This is a genomic window from Raineyella sp. (genome assembly GCF_034933565.1).
Lineage (GTDB): Bacteria > Actinomycetota > Actinomycetes > Propionibacteriales > Propionibacteriaceae > Raineyella.
On sequence record NZ_JAYFNG010000006.1, the window covers coordinates 64,794 to 84,289 of the forward strand.

The following is a 19,496-nucleotide window of genomic DNA, read 5'->3' on the forward strand; positions in this document are numbered from 1 at the left end:
CGGTGGGTCAGTGGGTCGCCTTCGTGGCAGGCGCCGCGTCGGCCGCCGCGCGGTCCTCGGGCCGGCCGTCGGCCTTCGCCGCGCCCTTCTCCTTCGGCTTGGCGTCGACGCCGGCCTCGCGGCGCTGCTTCACGGTGATCGGCGCCGGGGCCCCGGTGAGCGGGTCATAGCCGTTGCCGGACTTCGGGAAGGCGATCACGTCACGGATCGACTCGGCGCGCGACAGCAGCGCAACGATGCGGTCCCAGCCGAAGGCGATGCCGCCGTGCGGCGGCGCGCCGAACTTGAACGCGTCGAGCAGGAAGCCGAACTTCTCCTGGGCCTCCTCCTCGCCGATGCCCATCACGGCGAAGACGCGCTCCTGGATGTCGCGACGGTGGATACGGATCGAGCCACCGCCGATCTCGTTGCCGTTGCAGACGCAGTCGTACGCGTACGCCAGCGCCGATCCCGGATCGGTGTCGAAGGTGTCCATCGACTCGGGCCTGGGCGAGGTGAAGGCGTGGTGCACGGCGGTCCAGGCGCCCTCCCCGACAGCGACGTCACCGGCGGCGACGGCCTCGCTGGCCGGCTCGAACAGCGGGGCGTCGACGACCCACAGGAAGCTCCAGGCATCCTCGTCGATCATCCCGGTGCGGCGGCCGATCTCCAGCCGGGCCGCTCCCAGCAGCTCCTGGGAGGACTTGCGGCCACCGGCGGCGAAGAAGATCGCGTCGCCCGGCCGGGCGCCGGTCGCGGCGGCCAGCCCGTCGCGCTCGGCCTCGGTGATGTTCTTGGCCACCGGCCCGGCCAGTGTGCCGTCCGCGGCGACGGTGACGTACGCCAGGCCCTTGGCCCCACGCTGCTTGGCCCACTCCTGCCAGGCGTCGAACTGGCGGCGGGGCTGGGAGGCCCCGCCGGGCATCACGACGGCACCGACGTAGGCGGCCTGGAACACCCGGAACGTGGTGTCCTTGAAGTACTGGGTCATCTCGGTGATCTGCAGGTCGAAGCGCAGATCCGGCTTGTCCGAGCCGTACTTCTCCATCGCGTCCGCATACGTCATCCGCGGGAACGGCCGGGGCAGGTCGACGTCGATCAGCTTCCAGACCGCGGCCATCACCTCTTCGGCCAGGGCGATCACGTCGTCCTGGTCGACGAAGCTCATCTCGATGTCGAGCTGGGTGAACTCGGGCTGCCGGTCGGCGCGGAAGTCCTCGTCGCGGTAGCACCGGGCGATCTGGTAGTAGCGCTCCATCCCGGCGACCATCAGCAGCTGCTTGAACAGCTGCGGCGACTGCGGCAGGGCGTACCAGGACCCGGGCGCGAGACGGGCCGGGACGAGGAAGTCGCGGGCACCTTCCGGGGTGGAACGGGTCAGCGTCGGGGTCTCGATCTCGACGAAGTCGTGACTCCCGAGCACCCCACGGGCCGCCTGGGAGACCTTGGAACGCAGTCGCAGCGCCGCGGCCTGCTTCGGCCGGCGCAGATCGAGGTAGCGGTACCGGAGCCGGGCCTCCTCGCCGACGGTGACGTGCTCGTCGATCTGGAACGGCAGCGGGGCGGACGCGTTGAGCACCTCGAGCTCGCTGATCGCGACCTCGATCTCACCGGTCGGCAGGTCCGGGTTGGCGTTGCCCTCCGGCCGCTCCTCGACCACGCCGGTGACCTTGATGCAGTACTCATTGCGCAGGTCGTGGGCGCCCGACGACTGCAGGATCTCGTCCCGGACGACAACCTGGGCGACGCCCGAAGCGTCGCGGAGATCGATGAACGCCACCCCACCGTGGTCACGTCGACGAGCCACCCAACCCGCGAGGCTGACGGTCTGACCGGCGTGCGCGGCGCGCAGGGTACCGGCGTCATGGGTACGAATCACAGGTGGTCCTTCCAGGGGCGGTCGGGGCGTACGGCCCACCAGCCTACCGCCGATCTCCCCCGGGCCCGTTCCGGGCCGATCCGTCGGTCAGCGTACGGACCCGGCGCTCACCAGTCCGTGGCGGTAGGCCAGCACCAGGATCTGGGTCCGGGACCGGACGCCCAGCTTGTCGCCGAGGTGGCGCAGATGGGCCTTGACCGCGGCCTCCGAGATGCACATCATCGCGGCGATGTCCCTGTTCGAGAGGCCCTCGGCGAGGTGGTCGAGCACCTCCTGCTCGCGGGCGGTGGGGGAGGCGAACGGGGCCAGGGATGCCTTCGGCCGCGGGGGCTCGGGGGGCGCCTCGGCGATGCTGCGGGCGAGCGCCCGGGAGATCCGCGGCGACAGCGGCATCTCGTCGGCGAGCGCCTGACGGACGCCGTCGATCAGGTCCTCCGCCGCGGCGTCCTTGACCAGGTAGCCGGCCGCTCCGGCACGCAGGGCGGGGACGACGTAGTCGAGCGAGGCGAAGCTCGTCACCGCCACCATGCAGGCATCCGGGTGCTGCCGGCCGATCTCGGTCATCGCCTCGACCCCGGACATCCGGGGCATCTTCAGGTCCATCAGCACGACGTCCGGGCGGGCCTCCTCGTAGCGGGCGACCGCCTCGCGCCCGTCACTGGCCTCGGCGACCACCTCGTAGTCCTCGACGTCGCCGAAGAGGTGCCGGTAGGCGTCGCGCACCACCGCCTCGTCGTCCACCACGAGAATCCTGATCTTGCCCATGCTCCTAGAATCCGCCTTCCGGTCCCGGGGTGTCCAACTCACGGGGCGTCCGATTCACGACCGCTGCCGGATGACAGGAGAGCGCCCGACCACGTCCCGCCGGCGGGCCGAACGGACGGCGCCGCTGCCGAGTGGCCTTCCCGGGACCCTCCGTTCCCGGGACCCTAGACTGCGAGCAGGAAAACTAGCCGAAAGGCGATGGTGCATCGGCCATGGACTTGACCAAGATGGGTGGTGGCGCCGGGGGGTGCTGTCAGTTCAGGAAGGTGGGGTCCGATGAAGCCAATGTTCAAGCACATCCTGGTGATGGGTGTGGCACTCGTGGTGGTGTCGGCCCCCACCTCCCTGGCCGCCTCGTCCGGCCACGGCACTGTCCAGCCGGCCGGCTTCCGCGACGCGATCTGCTGGTGGCTGCCGATCGCCTGCGCCTGATCGTCCCGCTCCATCACTCCGGGCGCCTTCGGACGTCACGCCAGCACGTACGCCGACCCGGCTGGACCGATCGATGACCACCGGGCCGGACGCGCCCGGCAGACTGGCCCGATTGCTGTCAACACGCCCACTGCCGCCGTGGCTACGCTTGTCGCTCGCCGTCCTCGTCACCGTCAGTCTCGTCGATGATCTGGTCCGCGCGGCGGCGTCCGGCGCCGGGTACGTTCTCGGCCCCGGACGACTGCCGGTGGTGGCGGGCACTGTGCTGATGTACCTGGTGCTCTACCTGGCCCTGTGGCGCACCACCTGGGCGGTGCTCGCGAGCATCCCGCTGTTGATCAGCGTCCTGGCCTCCCGTGATGACGTGACCGGGATCCTTGCCGGCGCCCTGATGGTGCTGCTCGCTCCGATGACCACCCGCTGGCTGTTCACCGGCCTGACCTGGGCGCTCTATCTCGGCTGGCTGGTGGCTGCCAGCGCCGTGCACGGCGCTCGCTGGCCGGAGCTGTTCTGGCCGGTGCTGCTGATGTTCTTCGTCGCGGCCACCATCGGCACAGGCGTGCGCGGGTTCCAGATGGGCCGAGCGGCGGACCGCCGGCAGCTGATGGAACTGCGCGAGGAGAACCTCCGGATCCGTGAGGACGAGCGCGCCGCGCTGGCCCGCGAGCTGCACGACGTGGTGGCCCACGAGCTGTCGGTCATGTCACTGCAGATCACCAGCAGATCCCGGTCCGACGACCCGGACGAGCTCCATCGCGTGCTGGACAACGTCAAACGGTCGGCCCACTCGGCCCTCTACGAGTTGCGCCTGCTCGTCGGTCTGTTGCGCGAGGGCGGCGACGGAGGTGCCGACATCGGCCACCTCAACGAGGACACCTCGGTGGTCGGGGTGGTCGAGCAACTCCGCCGCCAGCTCGGCGAGCTCGGGTTCGTCGCGACCTGCCGGGTGCCCGGGGAGATCGACCGGCTGCCCGCCACCCTCACCCGGACGCTGATCCGGATCCTCCAGGAAGCCAGCACCAACATCGTCAAGTACGCCCCGCGGGCCAGCGCCTGGGAGGCCACCGTACGGCTCGGCCCCGATGAGGTGGTGCTCACCGTCATCAGCCAGCTCGGCCCCCGGACACCGTCGAGCGACCTGCGCCGCGGGCCGACCGGGTGGGGGTTGCGCGGCATCGCCGAGCGCGTCGACCTGCTCGGCGGTGACTTCTCCGCCGGTCCGTCGGGCGGCCAATGGGTGGTCCGGGCCACGATCCCACTGTCGGCCGACGAACTCACCTGACCCCGGACCGACCGCCGAGGCCGGCGGACGCAGGCGGGGCGGCTCGACCGCTCCGTCGAACGCCCCGGGCCCCCGTCGCTCAGCCGCTCAGCCGCTCAGCCGCTCAGCCGCTCAGCCGCGGACGGTACGCGGGAACAGGTCCTCGGCCAGGGGCAACCACGCCTCCGGGTCGGCGGCGATCTGCTCGCCGGAGCGGATGTCCTTCACCTCGTCGTGCTCGCCCGCGCCGAACCAGACGAAGGGGATGCCGCGCCGATCGGCGTAGCGGATCTGCTTGCCGAACTTGTCGGCCTTCGGCGCGACCTCGGTCGGGATCCCGCGCCGGCGCAGCCGGTCGGCGGTGCGCAGGGCCCGTTCCCGGGTCTCCTCGTTGTCCACCGCGACCAGCACGCAGGTCGGGACCGACCGGCTCGACGTCAGCTCGCCACGGCCCAGGATCGGGGCGAGCAAGCGGGTGACGCCGAAGGAGTAGCCGACGCCGGGGAAGGTGACCCGTCCGTCGGAGGCGAGCGCGTCGTAGCGGCCGCCCGAGGCGACCGACCCCATCCGCTCCGAGCCCTGCAGCAGGGTCTCGTAGACGGTGCCGGTGTAGTAGTCCAGGCCGCGGGCGATCTTCAGGTCGGCCAGCATCCGGCCGGGCACCTGGCGCTCGGCGACCCGGACCACAGCGGCCAGCGCCTCGAGGCCCTCGGTCAGCATCGGATGCTCGACGCCGAGGGCCCCGACCCGGTCGACGAACGACTCGTCGGTCGTGGCGATGCCCGCCAACGCGACACACTTCGCCGCCTGGTCGGCCGTCAGGCCGACCTCCTCCACCAGGGTCCCGGCGACGGCATCGGGGCCGATCTTGTCGTACTTGTCGACCCGCTGCAGCACCGCGGCGGTGTCCTCGATCCCGAGCCCGCGGTAGAAGCCCTCCGAGAGCTTGCGGTTGTTCACGTGCAGCACGACCGGCGGGATCCCCAGATCGACGTGCAGCTTCTCGAACGCATCGAGGGCGACCAGCGGGATCTCCACGTCGTGGTGGTCGGCCAGGGTGCCCTGCCCGACGATGTCGATGTCGGCCTGGAGGAACTCGCGGTACCGCCCCTCCTGGGGCCGCTCGCCGCGCCACACCTTCTGCACCTGGTAGCGGCGGAACGGGAAGATGAGGTGCCCGGCGTGCTCGAGCACGTACCGGGCGAAGGGCACGGTCAGATCGAAGTGCAGCCCGAGGTCGTCGCCGTCAGCGCCCTCGTCGAGGCCCTGGAGACGCCGGACGACGTAGATCTCCTTGTCGATCTCCCCCTTGCGGGCCAGCTGGTCCATCGGCTCGACGGCCCGGGTCTCGATCGGCGCGAACCCGTGCAGCTCGAAGGTCGAGGTGAGGATCTGCAGCGCATGGAGCTCGACCATCCGTTCGGCCGGGAGGAACTCGGGGAAACCGGACATCGGCTTGGGGCGGCTCATGCGGGCGGCGGCCTTTCTGGTCGGGGCGTACGCCATCGCGTGACGTACGGAGGGGCAACGTGGCGTACGACAGAGGCAGCGTGACGTGCGACGACGTACGACGGGTCAGAACGAGGTTAGTCCCTGCGGCGTGAGGTACGGATTGGTGGCCCGCTCCCGGGACATCGTGGTCTGGCCGCCGTGGCCGGGCAGCAGCACGGTCTCATCGGTCAGCCGGAGCACGACGTCGCGCAGCGTGCGACGCATCGCCTCCGGGTCGGGGCCGGGCCGGTCGACCCGGCCGACGCTGCCGGCGAACACCACGTCTCCGGTGAACACCAGCGGCCGGGCGTCCGCCTCCGTCTGCTGTACGTCCGCCCGGCGCGCCCCGGACTCTTCCGTCCCGGACTGTCGTGCCCCCGACTCCCCCGCCGCGGGAACGACCCGGCCCGGTCCGAGGGGCTCCAGCCGGTACAGCACCGATCCGGGGGTGTGGCCGGGGGCGTGCAGCGCCTCGAACACCAGGCCGGCCAGGGCGATCCGGTCGTGGTCGGCCACCTCGTGCACCACCGCCGGTTCCCGGCCGGTGAAGTCACGGGCCAGTCCGGTCGCCCGGGCGACGAGCTCGCGCGCCCCGGGGATCCGGTACGGGTCGGTGAGCCGCGCCCGGTCGGCCGGGTGGATCCAGCAGCCCACTCCGTACGTCTCGCAGACGTCGATCGCGGTGTAGAGGTGGTCGAGGTGACCGTGGGTCAGCAGCACCCCTTGCGGGACCAGGCCGGTCTGCGCGACCAGCTCGCCGACCACGTCGGACGCCCCGACACCGGGGTCGATGACCACGCAGGGCCCCGTCTCCGCCGGGGCCACGAGGTAGCAATTGGTCTGCCACGGGCCAGCAGGAAATGAGGCGATGAACACAACTGCCACCATATCCGGCAAGATGTACCCCATGAGCGAGATGACAGGGCCAGCTTCCTTTGGTCGCGTCGAGACCGACGGCACCGTATTCGTACGCACCCCTGAGGGAGAACGGGCCGTCGGCCAGGTCTCCGGTGCCGAACCGGCCGAGGCACTCGCGATCTACGTCCGTCGTTTCGAGAACCTCGCCGTCGAGGTCACCCTGCTCGAGGACCGCCTCAAGGGCGGCGCGCTGGCCCCCGACGACGCACGCAAGCGCATCGCCCAGGTGAAGGCCAGCGTGCACGATGCCTCGGCGGTCGGCGATCTCGCGGCGCTCGAGGCACGTCTCGACGCCCTGACCCCGCTGATCGAGGCCAAGAGCGAGGAGCGCAAGGCCGCCCGGGCGGCGCAGAACGAGGAGACCCGCCAGGCGAAGGAGGCGATGGTCGCCGAGGCCGAGAAGATCGCCGAGGGCAGCGACTGGCGCGGCGGGGTGAACCGGTTCCGGACCCTGCTGGACCAGTGGAAGGCCCTGCCGCGGATCGACAAGGCGACCGACGACGCGCTGTGGCACCGCTTCTCCACCGCCCGGACGACCTACACCCGCCGGCGCAAGCACCAGTTCGCCGAGCAGAGCGCCAAGCGCGACGGGGCGAGGGTCGCCAAGGAGGCGATCATCGCCGAGGCGACACCGCTGGCCGACTCGACCGACTGGGGACAGACCTCCCGCGACTTCCGGGACCTGATGCAGCGCTGGAAGGCCGTCGGCCCGGCGCCCCGTGAGATCGACGACAAGCTGTGGAAGCAGTTCCGCGCGCTGCAGGACCGGTTCTTCAACGCCCGCAACGAGGCGCAGAACGCCCAGGACGAGGAGTTCCGGGGCAATCAGGAGGCCAAGGAGGCGCTGCTCGACGAGTACGAGCCGCAGATCCACCCCGACCAGGACCTCGCCCGCGCCAAGCAGCTCTACCGCGAGATGCTCGACCGGTGGGCCGAGGTCGGCAAGGTGCCGCGGGACGCGATCCGCGGCCTGGACAACCGGCTGCACAAGCTCGACCAGGCGATCCGGGAGCGCGAGGACGCCGAGTGGAAGCGTACGGACCCGCAGGCCCGTGAGCTCGCCACCGACACCGCCCGCAAGATCCAGGCGCAGATCGACGACCTGACGGACAAGGCCACCAAGGCCGAAGCTCGCGGGGATGCGAAGAAGGCCAAGGAACTGCACGACTCGATCTCCACCTACCGCACCTGGCTGGAGCAGGCCGAGCGCGCCGCGCACGACTTCGGGGCCTGAGCCCCCGCGCCCTCCGGGACCCTCACCCCAGGACCCCTCGCACTCAGGGACCGTCGGCCGACCGGCCGGCGGTCCCGTGCTGTTGGTGGTGGACCGGGCCGGCGGTGCGGTGTCGTCGGCTTCCGTGGACCGGCAGGCGGTCCCGTACCGTCGACGGTCGCGTGCGTCCGTGGACGGTCGTCTGCGGGAGGGCCGCGATCCGCGGGGGTCGGCGGGTCAGGCGCGGACGCGGCCCACGTCGTAGACGCCGGGCACCCGGCGGATCGCGTTCAGCACGTGGTCCAGGTGGGTCGGGTCGGGCGTCTCGAAGGACATTGTGATCCGGGCCGTCCGGTCGCGGTGGGTGTTGACGCTGGCCGAGGTGATCGAGATGTGCTGCTCGGCGATCGACCGGGTGACGTCGGACAGCAGGCCGTTGCGGTCGAGGGCCATGATCTGGACGGTGACCAGGAAGGTGCTGGCGGCCGTCGGGGCCCAGGAGACCTCGACGATCCGTTCCGCCCCGTGCTCCAGCAGGTCCTGGGCGTTGCTGCAGTCGCGCCGGTGCACCGAGACGCCGGAGGCGCGGGTGATGAAGCCGATGATGTCGTCGCCCGGCACCGGGGTGCAGCAGCGGGCCAGCTTCACCCAGACGCCCTTGTCCCCGTGCACCATCACGCCGGTCTCGGTCGAGGACGGTGCGGTGCGGGGCCGGCGCAGGACGATGGAGTCCTCGCTGGTCTCCTCGGCGGCCTCCTCCGGCCCACCGGCGATCTCCACCAGCCGCTGGCAGACCGCCTGCGGGGACACCGAGCCCTCACCGACGGCCTTGTAGAGACCGTTCACATCGGCGACCCGGAAATAGGTCGCCACCTCGGTGAGGTGCTCGATGGTCAGCAGCCGCTGCATCGGCATGTCCATCCGGCGCATCTGCCGGGCCAGCGCTTCCTTGCCGCTCTCGATCGCCTCGTCGCGGCGCTCCCGGCTGAAGTACTGCCGGATCTTGGCCCGGGCCCGCGGACTGGCGACGAACTCCAGCCAGTCCCGCGACGGCCCCGCCCCCTCGGCCTTGGAGGTGAGGATCTCCACCCGATCGCCGGTCTGCAGCTTCGACTCCAGCGGCACCAGCCGCCCGTTGACCCGGGCCCCGATGCAGCGGTGGCCCACCTCGGTGTGCACCTGGTAGGCGAAGTCGACCGGCGTCGCGCCCTGCGGCAGGGTCAGCATGTCGCCCTTCGGGGTGTACACGATGACCTCGTCCACGCTGATCGAGAACAGCAGATCGTCGAGGAACTCCTCGGGGTCCTCGGTCTCGCGCTGCCACTGGTTCAGCGCCCGGACCCAGTTGAGCTCGTTCGGGTCGGAGCGGTCCCCCTTGCCCTCCTTGTACTTCCAGTGCGCCGCGACGCCGTAGTCGGCCCGCCGGTGCATGTCCCAGGTGCGGATCTGGAACTCCACCGGGGTGCCCTCGGGGCCACGTACGGTCGTGTGCAGCGACTGGTACATGTTGTACTTCGGCATCGCGATGTAGTCCTTGAACCGCCCCGGCAGGGGGTTCCACCGCGAGTGCAGGACGCCCAGCGCCCCGTAGCAGTCCTGGATGGAGTCGACGATGATCCGCAGCGCGACGAGGTCGTAGATGTCCTCGAACGAGCGGCCGCGGACGACCATCTTCTGGTAGATCGAGTAGTAGTGCTTCGGCCGGCCGGTGACCGTGGCGCGGATCCCCGCCCGGTGCAGGTCGCCGTTGATCAGCTCGGTGACCTGCTTGAGGAACCGCTCCCGCGACGGCGCCCGCTGGGCGACCAGGTGGACGATCTCGTCGTACAGCTTGGGCTGCATGGTGGAGAAGGCGAGGTCCTCCAGCTCCCACTTGATGGTGTTCATCCCGAGCCGGTGGGCCAGCGGCGCGTACACCTCGAGGGTCTCCGCCGCGATCCGGTTCTGCTTGTCGGGCCGCAGGAAGTGCAGCGTCCGCATGTTGTGCAGCCGGTCGGCGAGCTTGATCACCAGCACCCGGATGTCCTGGCTCATGTTGACGATCATCTTGCGCAGCGTCTCGGCCTTGGCCGAGGGGCCGTAGGTGACCTTGTCGAGCTTCGTCACCCCGTCGACGAGCAGCGCCACCGTCGGGCCGAAGTCGGCGGTGACCTGTTCCAGGGTGTAGTCGGTGTCCTCGACGGTGTCGTGCAGCAGCCCAGCGCAGATGGTCTCCTCCGCGGCGCCCAGTTCGGCGAGGATCGTCGCGACGGCCAGCGGATGGGTGATGTACGGGTCGCCGCTCTTGCGCTTCTGGCCGGCGTGGTGCTGGGCCGCGGTGAGGTAGGCGCGCTCGACCACAGCCAGGTTGGCCCGCGGGTGACAGGCACGGATCGCCTGGAACAGCGGATCCAGGACGTTCGGCTGCTGGGGCTTGGTGCCGAGGCGCGCCAAACGCTGCCGCATCGACAGACGCGGCGCGTCGTTCACGGCCACGGGCAACAGTTCGTCACTCACGGCGGCCTCCTCCCGGAGTCACCTTGTCGGAGCCTAGAGTCTAGCCCTGTCGGCAACCGCCACGCCCGTCGCGGACCAACTGCTCACGGACCGGGACACGGGCCCTGCCGACCGGGAGATCCCGCCCGGCCGCGGACCGGCTCACGCGTCGTCGATGGTGACCAGGGCGGTGATCTCGGTCTCCCCCAGCCCGGCCCCGGCGAGCATCGTACGCGGGTGCAGGAAGGCCAGCTCCATCAGCACCGCGACGTGCACCAGCTCGGCCCCGAGCCGGTGGATCAGGCCCGCGGTCGCGGCGAGGGTGCCGCCGGTGGCCAGCACGTCGTCGACCACCAGCACCCGGGAACCGGGCCGGATCGCGTCGGTGTGGATGGTCAGCGTCTCGGTGCCGTACTCCAGGTCGTAGCTGACCTCGTACGTCTCGGCGGGCAGCTTGCCGGGCTTGCGGACCGGCACGAAACCGGCCCCCAGGGCGATCGCCACCGGGGCGCCGACGATGAAGCCACGGGCCTCCATGCCGACCACCACGTCGATGTCGGCCGGGGCGGCCGCGACGAGCTCGTCGATGGTGGCCCGGAAGCCGGCCGCGTCGCCGAGCAGCGGGGTGATGTCCTTGAAGCCGACGCCCTGCTGCGGGAAGTCCGGGATGTCGCGGATCAGCGAGGCGATCAGTCGGCGCCGGTCCACGGAGGTGGTCGGCCCGGCCAGGGGGGTCGAGGTCATGTCCGTTCCCTTCAGTGCGTCCGGCGGCGCTGGTCGCGGGTCCGGTGCTGCGGCTGGTGGCGTTCGGTCGCCGTGAGGGGGGCCGACACCTCGGCGTCGGCCTCCTCGGGCCCCTCGGTGACGTCCACGGCGACGACCACCGGGATCTCCGGGGTGCCCGAGCCGGAGGTGTCCTCGCGGAGTCGCTCCCGCTCCTCGTGCCGGGCCAGCTTGCGGCGCCAGTCCTTCATCTCGGCGGTCCGCTCCTTCATGTCGACCAGCAGCGAGGCGGCGATGAAGATCGACGAGTAGGCGCCGGCGATCATCCCGACGAACATCGCCAGGGACAGGTCCTTGATCGGGCCGGTGCCGAGGACGAAGACCCCCGCGATCAGCAGGGCCAGTACCGGCAGGACGCCGATGATGGTGGTGTTGATCGACCGGAGCAGGACCTCGTTGAGGCTGCGGTTCGCCGCCGTCGTGTACGTCTCCCGGTGCGACGGCAGCTCGTGCACGTTCTCCCGCACCCGGTCGAAGACGACCATCGTGTCGTAGAGGGAGTAGCCGAGGATGGTCAGCAGCGCGGTGAGCGTCGCCGGGGTGACGGAGAAGCCGACCCAGGCGTACACCCCGATGGTGACCAGCAGGTCGTGCAGCACCGAGACGACCGCGGCCACCGCCATCCGCCAGTCGCGGAAGTAGATCGCGATGACCAGCCCCACCAGGACGAGGAACACCACCAGGGCGATGGTCGCCTTCTGGGTGATCTGTTTGCCCCAGGAGGCGCCGATCAGGCTGTAGGAGACCTGATCGGCGGGGACGCCGGCCCAGTGCGCCAGGGCGCCGCGGACCTCGGTCACCTCAGCGCTGGTGAGCGAGCGGGTCTGCACGTTGACCGTGTTGGTGCCGATCGTCGTCACGACGACGTCGGTCATCTCCGGCAGGCCGGTCCCGGTGACCACGCCCTGGGCGTCGGCGACGGTGGTGGCGGTCACCGCGTGCGGGACGCGGAAGTCGGACCCGCCGCGGAACTCGATGCTGAGGTTGAGCCCGCGCACCAGCAGGCCGGCGATGCAGATGGTCAGTACGACGGCGCTGATCACGTACCAGCGGCGCCGCCGGGACAGCAGGTCGAAGACGTTCTCGCCGTGGGAGAGCCGGACGAGGGCTCGGAACGGGGCAGCCATCAGGCCTCCTCAGGTGTGCCGTTGGCAGCGGAACGGTCGCGACGCCGTCGGATCGGCAACGAGTCCACGCCGATCAGGGCCGGCTCGACCCCTGATCCGCGACGGCCCTCGCCGTAGTAGCGGGTGCGCATCAGCATTGTCATGATCGGCTTGGTGAACAGGAAGGTGATGACGATGTCGATCACCGTGGTCAGCCCCAGGATGAAGGCGAAGCCGCGGACCGCCCCGATGGACAGGATGAAGAGCACCACGGCGCTCAGCAGTTGCACGCCGTCGGAGATCAGGATCGTGCCGCGGGCCTTCACCCAGCCGGACTCCACGGAGGACCGCAGCGTCCGTCCCGATCTCACCTCGTCCTTGATGCGTTCGAAGAAGATGATGAACGAGTCGGCGGTCACCCCGATGCCGACGATCGCCCCGGCTACGCCGGGCAGGTTCAGGGCGACGCCCAGCCCCTGGCCGAGCAGCACCATCAGGCCGTACGTCAGGGCGCTGGCCAGCACGATGGTGGCCAGCACCACCCACGACAGGTTGCGGTAGACGGCGACCGCGAAGGCGGCCACCAGCACCAGGCCGAGGGCGCCGGCGATCAGCGCGCCCTGCAGCTGTTCACCGCCGAGGACCGGGGAGACGGTGTCCACCGAGTCGATGCTCAGCGACAGCGGCAGCGCCCCGTACTTCAGCACCGAGGCGAGGTTCTGCGCCGCCTCCTGGGTGAAACCGGTCGAGCCGCCGTCGATCTGGGCCCGGCCGTTCGGGATCGCCTCGTTGACCTGGGGGGCGGAGACGACCTTGCCGTCCAGGACGATGGCGAACTGCTTCGACGGCACGCCCTGCGCCAGCTGGGCGGTGGCGTCGGCGAAGAGCCTGGCCCCGGCCTGGTCGAACTCGAGGGTGACGACCCACTGCAGCTGGTTCTGCGGGATGCCTGCGCTGGCGGTGGTCACCTGGTTGCCGCTGACCACGGTCGGCCCCAGCAGGTACTTGGTGGTGCCCTCGCGGTCACAGGTCATCAGCGGCTGGTCGGCCACGTCGTTGACCGGCTGCCCGCAGCTGTAGGCCTGGAAGTTCGCGAAGTCCTGCTCCGTCGGCTGCCAGGACAGGGCCTTGTCCTGCGCGGTCCCCTGGCCGGCGACGCTCGGGTACGCCGAGGGGCTCATCGTCGGCGTCGCCGCAGCGGTCGTCGCCGGTGCGGTCGGCAGGTTGTTGCCCCGCGGCTGGGTGCTGGGGCCGGACTCGGCCTGCGGGGTCGGCGAGGCGCTCGGGGCAGCGGACGGCACCGTCACCGTCTGGCCGTAGTAGACGACGCGGAAGTTCAGCAGTGCGGTCTGGCCGACCATGTCCCGCAGTCGGTCCTGGCTGACGTTGGGGACGCTGACGGTGATCTGGTCGTTGCCCGAGGTGGTGACCTGGGATTCACCGACACCGAGGCTGTCGACACGCTGCTGGATGATCGTCCGGGCCTGTTCCAGGCTGGACTTGTCGACCTGACCGGCGCCGGAGGTGTTGGCCGCGGTCAGGGTGATCGTCGTGCCACCGCGCAGATCGAGGCCCAGCTTGGGCAGCCAGGTGTTCATCCCGGCCATGGTGCCGAAGACGGCGACGATCACCAGGATGATGACCAGGAGCGGCCGCCAGGGGTGGACCGGTTGGGCGGAGCGTACGGACTTCGTCGCCATCGCGGAGCGGCTCAGGCGTTCCGGGTGTCGGGGCCGGGCCGGTCCTCGTCACCCTCGGCGCGGTGCTCCTCGGCGGTGCCGGTGCTGCCCTCGGTGCCCTCGGTGCCCTCGGTGTCGGTGGCGTCCTCGGCCTGCTCGGCAGCGGTCGGCGCCTCGGTCGGGGTGCCGGCCGACGCGTCCTCGGGGGTCCCCTCGGCGTCCTCGTCCTCGGGGTAGGTGTGGAACTCGTCGCGGCTGCGCGGGGTGATCCCGGAGATCAGTCGCTTGTCGACGGTGATGACGACGCCGGGGGCGATCTCGACGCGGGCCTGGACCTCGCCCATCTCGACCAGGGTGCCGTACACGCCGATCTGGGTCTGGACCCGGGCACCAGGGGCGAGCTCCTTCATCAGCTCGGCCTGCTTCTTCGCCTGCGTACGCCCGGGGCGCACCAGCATGAAGTAGCCGAGGGCGACGAAGAGCACGATCATCAGCAGGGTGCTCGTGGTAGAGCCGTTGAACATGTGTCTCAGTTCTCCTGGTCGGGGATCCGGGGTGGTCGGGGTCCGGGGTGGTCGGGGCGAGTCTAGTCCCAGAGCGCGGGCACACCGTTGTCCTCGCCCGGGCCCCCCAGACCCAGGTGGGCGAATGCGGCCGGCGTGGCGACCCGACCGCGCGGCGTACGCATCATGAAGCCGAGGCGGACGAGGAACGGCTCGGCCACCTCCTCGACGGTGTCGGGCTCCTCCCCCACCGCGATCGCCAGGGTGGACAGGCCCACCGGGCCACCCCCGAAACGCTCGCAGAGGGCCGACAGGACACCGCGGTCGAGGCGGTCGAGGCCCAGCTCGTCGACCTCGTAGAGGTCGAGCGCGGCCCGGGCGATCCGGCGGTCGACGATGCCGTCCCCGTGCACCTCGGCGTAGTCGCGCACCCGGCGCAGCAGCCGGTTGGCGATCCGGGGCGTGCCACGGGAGCGGCGGGCGATCTCGGTGCCGGCGTCGGCCTCCACCGGGACGTCGAGCACCCGGGCGGAGCGCTGGACGATGTGCTCCAGTGCTTCGGGGCCGTAGTACTCCAGCTGTGCGGTCATCCCGAACCGGTCGCGCAGCGGCCCGGGCAGCAGGCCCGCCCGGGTGGTGGCGCCGACCAGGGTGAAGTGCGGGATCTCGATCGGGATAGCGGTGGCCCCGGGCCCCTTGCCGACGACGACGTCGACCCGGTAGTCCTCCATCGCCAGGTAGAGCATCTCCTCGGCCGGCTTCGACATCCGGTGGATCTCGTCGAGGAAGAAGACCTCGCCCTCGACCAGTCCGGACAGGATCGCGGCCAGATCGCCGGCGTGCTGGATCGCCGGGCCGGAGGAGATCCGCAGCGGCACCCCCATCTCGGCGGCGATGATCAGGGCGAGGGTGGTCTTGCCCAGTCCGGGTGGCCCGGAGAGCAGGACGTGGTCGGGGGTGGTGCCGCGCTGGCGGGCGGCGGCCAGGACGAGGCCGAGCTGGGCACTCACCCGGGGCTGGCCCTCGAAGTCCTGCAGCCGGGCCGGGCGCAACGCCGCCTCGACGGCGCTCTCCTCGGGGGACGCGTACGGGTCGATCGGTCCGCGATCGGTCACGCCGTCACCATCTCCCCTTCGTCGCCCGCCCGCAGCGGGTGGGCCCTCACTTGGCCAGCGAGCGCAACGCGGCCCGCATCAACTGTGCCACGCCGACCGACGGGTCCTCGGCGACCAGGGGCTCGACCGTGTCGCAGGCCGCCTCGGCGTCCTTGGCGGGCCAGCCCAGCCCCTGCAGGCCACTGGAGACCTGTTCGCGCCACAACGGTCGCTCGGACCCGACCTCGACCGGGGCGCCGGGGGTCGCCTCCAGGCCGAGCCGGACGACCTTGTCCTTGAGCTCGACGAGGATCCGCTCGGCGGACTTCTTGCCCACCCCGGGGACCTTGGTCAGCATGTGCAGGTCCTCGGCCCGGATCGCCGCGACCAGTGCGGCCGGTTCGAGCAGCGACAGGATCGCCAGGGCGAGCTTCGGTCCGACGGAGTTGACCCCGAGCAGCATCTCGAAGGCCTCCCGCTCGACCGGGTCGACGAACCCGAACAGGGTGAACACCTCCTGGCGCACCTGGAGGGAGGTCTCGACGTGGCCGGACTCCCCCGGGCGCAGCCCGGCCAGGGCCCGCGCGGTGCACTGCACCTCGAGCCCCAGGCCGCCGATGTCGAGGACGGCCGACGTGGGCCGGACCGCGGTCACGGTCCCGGTCAGATGGGCGATCACCGCGGGGTTTCCTTCCAGGTCGAGGGGCGGCCGGACCGGTGGGCAGCGATGGCCTGCTGCCAGCGGTTGGCCGGCGCCGGCGCAGTGCCGACGGCCCCGAGGCGGTCCCCGGGAGCGTTCGCCTCAGGGTTGTTGGTGCCCAACCCGTTGGCCTCGACACCGTACGCCTCCAGACTGGTCCGCCAGACGTGGCAGACCGCCAGGGCGACGGCGTCGGCGGCATCGGCGGGACGCGGCATCTCGGCGAGACCGAGGATCCGGGTCACCATCGTGCCGACCTGCTTCTTGTCCGCCCGGCCCGACCCGGTGACGGCCGCCTTCACCTCCGAGGGGGTGTGCAGCCGCACCGGCAGCCCGTGCCGGGCGCCGACCAGCATGGCGATGCCGGCTGCCTGGGCGGTGCCGATCACCGTCGGGCTGTTGTGCTGGGCGAAGACCTGTTCGATCGCCACCACGTCGGGGCGGTGCTCCCGCAGCTTCGCTTCGAGGTCGGCCTCGAGCCGCACCAGCCGGCGCGCCGTGTCGAGGTCGGTGGGCGTACGGAAGACCCCGACGTCGACCAGGGTGCACCGGCGGGACCGGTCGCCGTCGACGACGCCGAAGCCGCACCGGGTCAGGCCCGGGTCGATGCCGAGGACTCGCACGCTGTGGCCGGGCCTCAGTCCTCGGAGAGGGAGGCGAGGGCCTCGGCGTCGGGCTCGTAGTTGCCGTAGACGTTCTGGACGTCGTCCAGGTCGTCGATGGCGTCGACGAGCTTCTCGACCTTCTCGAAGGTCTCCAGGTTGACCTGCTGGGTGAAGTCCGGCACGAACTCCACCTCGGCGGAGTCGTAGTCCAGCCCGGCGGCCTGGACGGCCTTGCGGACGTCGACCACGGCGTTCGGGTCGCTGATCACGCGGAACGCCTCACCGCCGTCCTGGACGTCCTCGGGATCGGCCTCGAGGGTGGCCTCGAGCAGGTCGTCCTCGGTGATCTCCTTGCCGTCCTGCTTCTTGGCGACCGAGACGACGCCCTTGCGCTGGAACATCCGCGAGGTCGAGCCGGGGTCGGCGACGGTGCCGCCGTTGCGGGTGATCGCCACCCGGACGTCGGAGGCGGCGCGGTTGCGGTTGTCGGTCAGGCACTCGATCAGCAGGGCGATGCCGGCCGGGCCGTACGCCTCGTACATGATCGTCTCGTAGTTGACCGCCTCGCTGCCCTCACCGGAGCCGCGCTTGACGGCGCGGTCGATGTTGTCGTTGGGCACCGACGACTTCTTCGCCTTCTGGATGGCGTCGTAGAGGGTCGGGTTGCCGGCCGGGTCACCGCCGCCGACGCGGGCTGCGACCTCGATGTTCTTGATCAGCTTGGCGAAGAGCTTGCCGCGCTTGGCATCGATGACGGCCTTCTTGTGCTTCGTGGTGGCCCACTTGGAATGCCCACTCATGGGTGACTCCTGTCGTTCGTACGTCCCGGGGCGTCAGCCCCAGATGCGGGGGTGTTCGGGGGTGGCGGACGCGGACTGCGCCCAGCGGCGGCGCCACGGTGCGGCGCCGCTCTCGACGGCCGGTGCCGTCCGGCCGGTGAACCTGTCGGTCCACCCGGCGGCGGCAGCGGGCTCCCCACCGGGGTCGGGCACCCGCCCTCCGGCGATGTCACGGACAGTTGCCTCGCTCACAGCTGTGTCACCCCCGTCCTTCCTCGACGCGTCCCTGCGGGACGCGGCCTTCCACGACATCCGTCACCATGGTCGCCCCGGCGTGCAGGTAGGCCACCTGCGGGTCCGGGCCGATCCGGTTCGCGACGATCTCCAGCGCGTCGGCGAGCGTCGTCGCCGCGCGCATCCCCATCCGGGCCGCGCTGTCCCGGTCCGCGCCGACCCAGACGATGTCGCCGCAGTGGGCCCGGGCACGGGAGATCGCGTACCACTGGTACACCGGCAGGATACCCGCGTACGCGTGCTGGTCGCGGTGGACGTGGCCGTACCACTCGTCCTCGGCGAACCTGCGCTCGTGTTCGGTGTTGATGACCGCCGGGTCGGTGGTCCGGGTGAGCACCTGGGCGAAGAAGTCGCCTGCGGCCTGCTGTTCGGTGCTGGAGAAGTCCTGGCGCAACGGGTGGCAGACGATCACCGCTCCGCCCTGGCGCACCGGAGCACCGGGCCGGTGCAGGCCACGCAGTGCTGACCACGCCGCGGTGATCGGGTCCACCGTCGTCCCGGCGTTGTACCGGGTGCGGCCGGCCACCCCGGTGATCAGCACGTCGACCGGCGCGGGCAGCTGGACGACCTGCTGGTCGGCCAGCACCCGCCGGGTCGCCCCGGCCACCCGGACCGGGTCACCGGCGGTGATCGCCGCGGTCCGACGGGCCTGGCCGGCCTCCCACATCGCCCGGTGCAGCCGTTCGTGGGCCACTCCCTGGGCCCGGCGGGCGAGACCGAGTGCCATCCGCTGGCGTACGCTCCACTCCCACTCCCGGCGGCCCAGGTAGTCGAAGGCAGGGGCGATGTCGGCCTGGTCGGTGACCACGTCGATGGCGAACAGCGGCAGCTTGTCCGCGAGCACGGCGGCGACCCGGTCCGAGGCGCCGTCGACGGCGCCGAAGCCGTGGCAGGCGTCCAGGGTGGCGAGGGCGACCACGCCGTCGGCGAGGAACCCGGCGCCAGCGTCGGCGGCCTCCCGGGCGACGTTCACCGTCACCACGACGTCGGACTCGGCGAGCCGCCGGTTGACCAGCACCGGCTCACCGGCGGTGGTCGGCCCGAGGTCGGCGGCGCCGGCCGGGTCCGCGAGGTCGTGCTGCAGCACCAGGCCGTCCGGTCCGAGGGCGTCGACGACGCGCTGGCCCAGCACGGCGACCAGTTCGGCGCCGGTCAGCCGGCGGCCGGCGCCGACGGCGACCAGGACCCGGACGTCGTTCACCTGCCGGGCGGCGGCCACCTCGAGCACCTGCTCGAGGAGCCGGCCACGGATGTCGTGCGCCATCGGGGCCACGGCCAGGCCGGTGACGACGACGGTCAGCCGGCGGTCGGGGCCGAGCAGGTCGGCCAGCGGGGCCGAGTCGCGCGGGCTGCGCAGCGCGTCGCCGATCGCCTGGTCGACGTCCAGGATGGCCGTGTCGTACTCGTTCGGGTACACCACCTGGGTGCCGAGCGGCAGCGGCGCCAGTCGGCCGGCGCCGCCGTCACCGATCAGCAGGGCGGGGGTCCGCTTCTCGACCTCGAGGATGAATCCCGGTCGTGACATGTTTGCGTTCTCCTC

At 71.2% G+C, this 19,496-nt stretch carries 18 protein-coding genes; 3 read left to right on the forward strand and 15 right to left on the reverse strand.

Going from position 1 to position 19,496, the window contains the following annotated elements; genetic code table 11:
• Positions 1-7 precede the first annotated feature (7 nt).
• Together aspS and VB059_RS01990 are read right to left on the reverse strand one after the other, a co-directional pair.
• On the reverse strand, positions 8-1,858 hold the full coding sequence (gene aspS / locus VB059_RS01985; RefSeq protein WP_323420340.1) for an aspartate--tRNA ligase: 1,851 nt from the start codon (positions 1,856-1,858) through the stop codon (positions 8-10).
• Between the two features lie 87 nt (positions 1,859-1,945).
• Positions 1,946-2,623: a response regulator transcription factor gene (locus VB059_RS01990; RefSeq protein ID WP_323420341.1), complete on the reverse strand. Its 678-nt coding sequence runs from the start codon at positions 2,621-2,623 to the stop codon at positions 1,946-1,948.
• 276 nt (positions 2,624-2,899) lie between these two features.
• On the opposite strand from VB059_RS01990, the gene VB059_RS01995 reads away from it, so the two are divergent.
• Together VB059_RS01995 and VB059_RS02000 are read left to right on the forward strand one after the other, a co-directional pair.
• The gene (locus VB059_RS01995) at positions 2,900-3,055 is read left to right on the forward strand and encodes a hypothetical protein (protein ID WP_323420342.1); all 156 of its coding nucleotides are present in this window, start codon (positions 2,900-2,902) and stop codon (positions 3,053-3,055) included.
• Between the two features lie 148 nt (positions 3,056-3,203).
• A complete protein-coding gene (locus tag VB059_RS02000; RefSeq protein ID WP_323420343.1) occupies positions 3,204-4,337 on the forward strand; it encodes a sensor histidine kinase in 1,134 nt (377 codons plus the stop codon).
• A gap of 111 nt (positions 4,338-4,448) precedes the next feature.
• Here the strand turns inward: VB059_RS02000 and hisS are convergent, their stop codons facing one another.
• Together hisS and VB059_RS02010 are read right to left on the reverse strand one after the other, a co-directional pair.
• A complete protein-coding gene (gene hisS / locus VB059_RS02005; protein ID WP_323420344.1) occupies positions 4,449-5,786 on the reverse strand; it encodes a histidine--tRNA ligase in 1,338 nt (445 codons plus the stop codon).
• 105 nt (positions 5,787-5,891) lie between these two features.
• Entirely contained in the window at positions 5,892-6,695 is an 804-nt protein-coding gene (locus tag VB059_RS02010) for an MBL fold metallo-hydrolase (RefSeq protein ID WP_323420345.1), read from the reverse strand.
• Between the two features lie 19 nt (positions 6,696-6,714).
• Here VB059_RS02010 and VB059_RS02015 point away from each other — a divergent pair, with 19 nt between their 5' ends.
• The gene (locus VB059_RS02015; RefSeq protein ID WP_323420346.1) at positions 6,715-7,959 is read left to right on the forward strand and encodes a DUF349 domain-containing protein; all 1,245 of its coding nucleotides are present in this window, start codon (positions 6,715-6,717) and stop codon (positions 7,957-7,959) included.
• A gap of 216 nt (positions 7,960-8,175) precedes the next feature.
• Here VB059_RS02015 and VB059_RS02020 read toward each other — a convergent pair whose 3' ends face one another.
• From VB059_RS02020 to VB059_RS02070, 11 genes are all read right to left on the reverse strand, one after another.
• Positions 8,176-10,383: a bifunctional (p)ppGpp synthetase/guanosine-3',5'-bis(diphosphate) 3'-pyrophosphohydrolase gene (locus VB059_RS02020; protein WP_323420390.1), complete on the reverse strand. Its 2,208-nt coding sequence runs from the start codon at positions 10,381-10,383 to the stop codon at positions 8,176-8,178.
• Positions 10,384-10,575: 192 nt separating this feature from the next.
• A complete protein-coding gene (locus VB059_RS02025; protein ID WP_323420347.1) occupies positions 10,576-11,157 on the reverse strand; it encodes an adenine phosphoribosyltransferase in 582 nt (193 codons plus the stop codon).
• A gap of 11 nt (positions 11,158-11,168) precedes the next feature.
• Positions 11,169-12,323, reverse strand: a complete 1,155-nt coding sequence (gene secF / locus VB059_RS02030; RefSeq protein WP_323420348.1) for a protein translocase subunit SecF — start codon at positions 12,321-12,323, stop codon at positions 11,169-11,171.
• On the reverse strand, positions 12,323-13,948 hold the full coding sequence (gene secD / locus VB059_RS02035; RefSeq protein ID WP_416339475.1) for a protein translocase subunit SecD: 1,626 nt from the start codon (positions 13,946-13,948) through the stop codon (positions 12,323-12,325). Before secD ends, secF begins: the two co-directional genes overlap by 1 nt.
• 65 nt (positions 13,949-14,013) lie before the next feature.
• Entirely contained in the window at positions 14,014-14,505 is a 492-nt protein-coding gene (yajC, locus tag VB059_RS02040; RefSeq protein WP_323420350.1) for a preprotein translocase subunit YajC, read from the reverse strand.
• Positions 14,506-14,567: 62 nt separating this feature from the next.
• On the reverse strand, positions 14,568-15,599 hold the full coding sequence (ruvB, locus tag VB059_RS02045; protein WP_323420351.1) for a Holliday junction branch migration DNA helicase RuvB: 1,032 nt from the start codon (positions 15,597-15,599) through the stop codon (positions 14,568-14,570).
• Positions 15,600-15,645: 46 nt separating this feature from the next.
• Positions 15,646-16,257 carry a Holliday junction branch migration protein RuvA gene (ruvA, locus tag VB059_RS02050; RefSeq protein ID WP_323420352.1) on the reverse strand — a complete coding sequence of 204 codons (612 nt, stop codon included), beginning with the start codon at positions 16,255-16,257 and terminating at the stop codon, positions 15,646-15,648.
• Positions 16,254-16,901: a crossover junction endodeoxyribonuclease RuvC gene (gene ruvC, locus VB059_RS02055; RefSeq protein ID WP_323420353.1), complete on the reverse strand. Its 648-nt coding sequence runs from the start codon at positions 16,899-16,901 to the stop codon at positions 16,254-16,256. The genes ruvA and ruvC overlap by 4 nt, the downstream gene beginning before the upstream one ends.
• 14 nt (positions 16,902-16,915) lie before the next feature.
• Positions 16,916-17,683, reverse strand: a complete 768-nt coding sequence (locus VB059_RS02060; RefSeq protein ID WP_323420354.1) for a YebC/PmpR family DNA-binding transcriptional regulator — start codon at positions 17,681-17,683, stop codon at positions 16,916-16,918.
• 33 nt (positions 17,684-17,716) lie between these two features.
• Positions 17,717-17,914 carry a hypothetical protein gene (locus VB059_RS02065; protein WP_323420355.1) on the reverse strand — a complete coding sequence of 66 codons (198 nt, stop codon included), beginning with the start codon at positions 17,912-17,914 and terminating at the stop codon, positions 17,717-17,719.
• A gap of 7 nt (positions 17,915-17,921) precedes the next feature.
• Positions 17,922-19,481, reverse strand: a complete 1,560-nt coding sequence (locus VB059_RS02070) for a lactate racemase domain-containing protein (protein ID WP_323420356.1) — start codon at positions 19,479-19,481, stop codon at positions 17,922-17,924.
• Positions 19,482-19,496 lie beyond the last annotated feature (15 nt).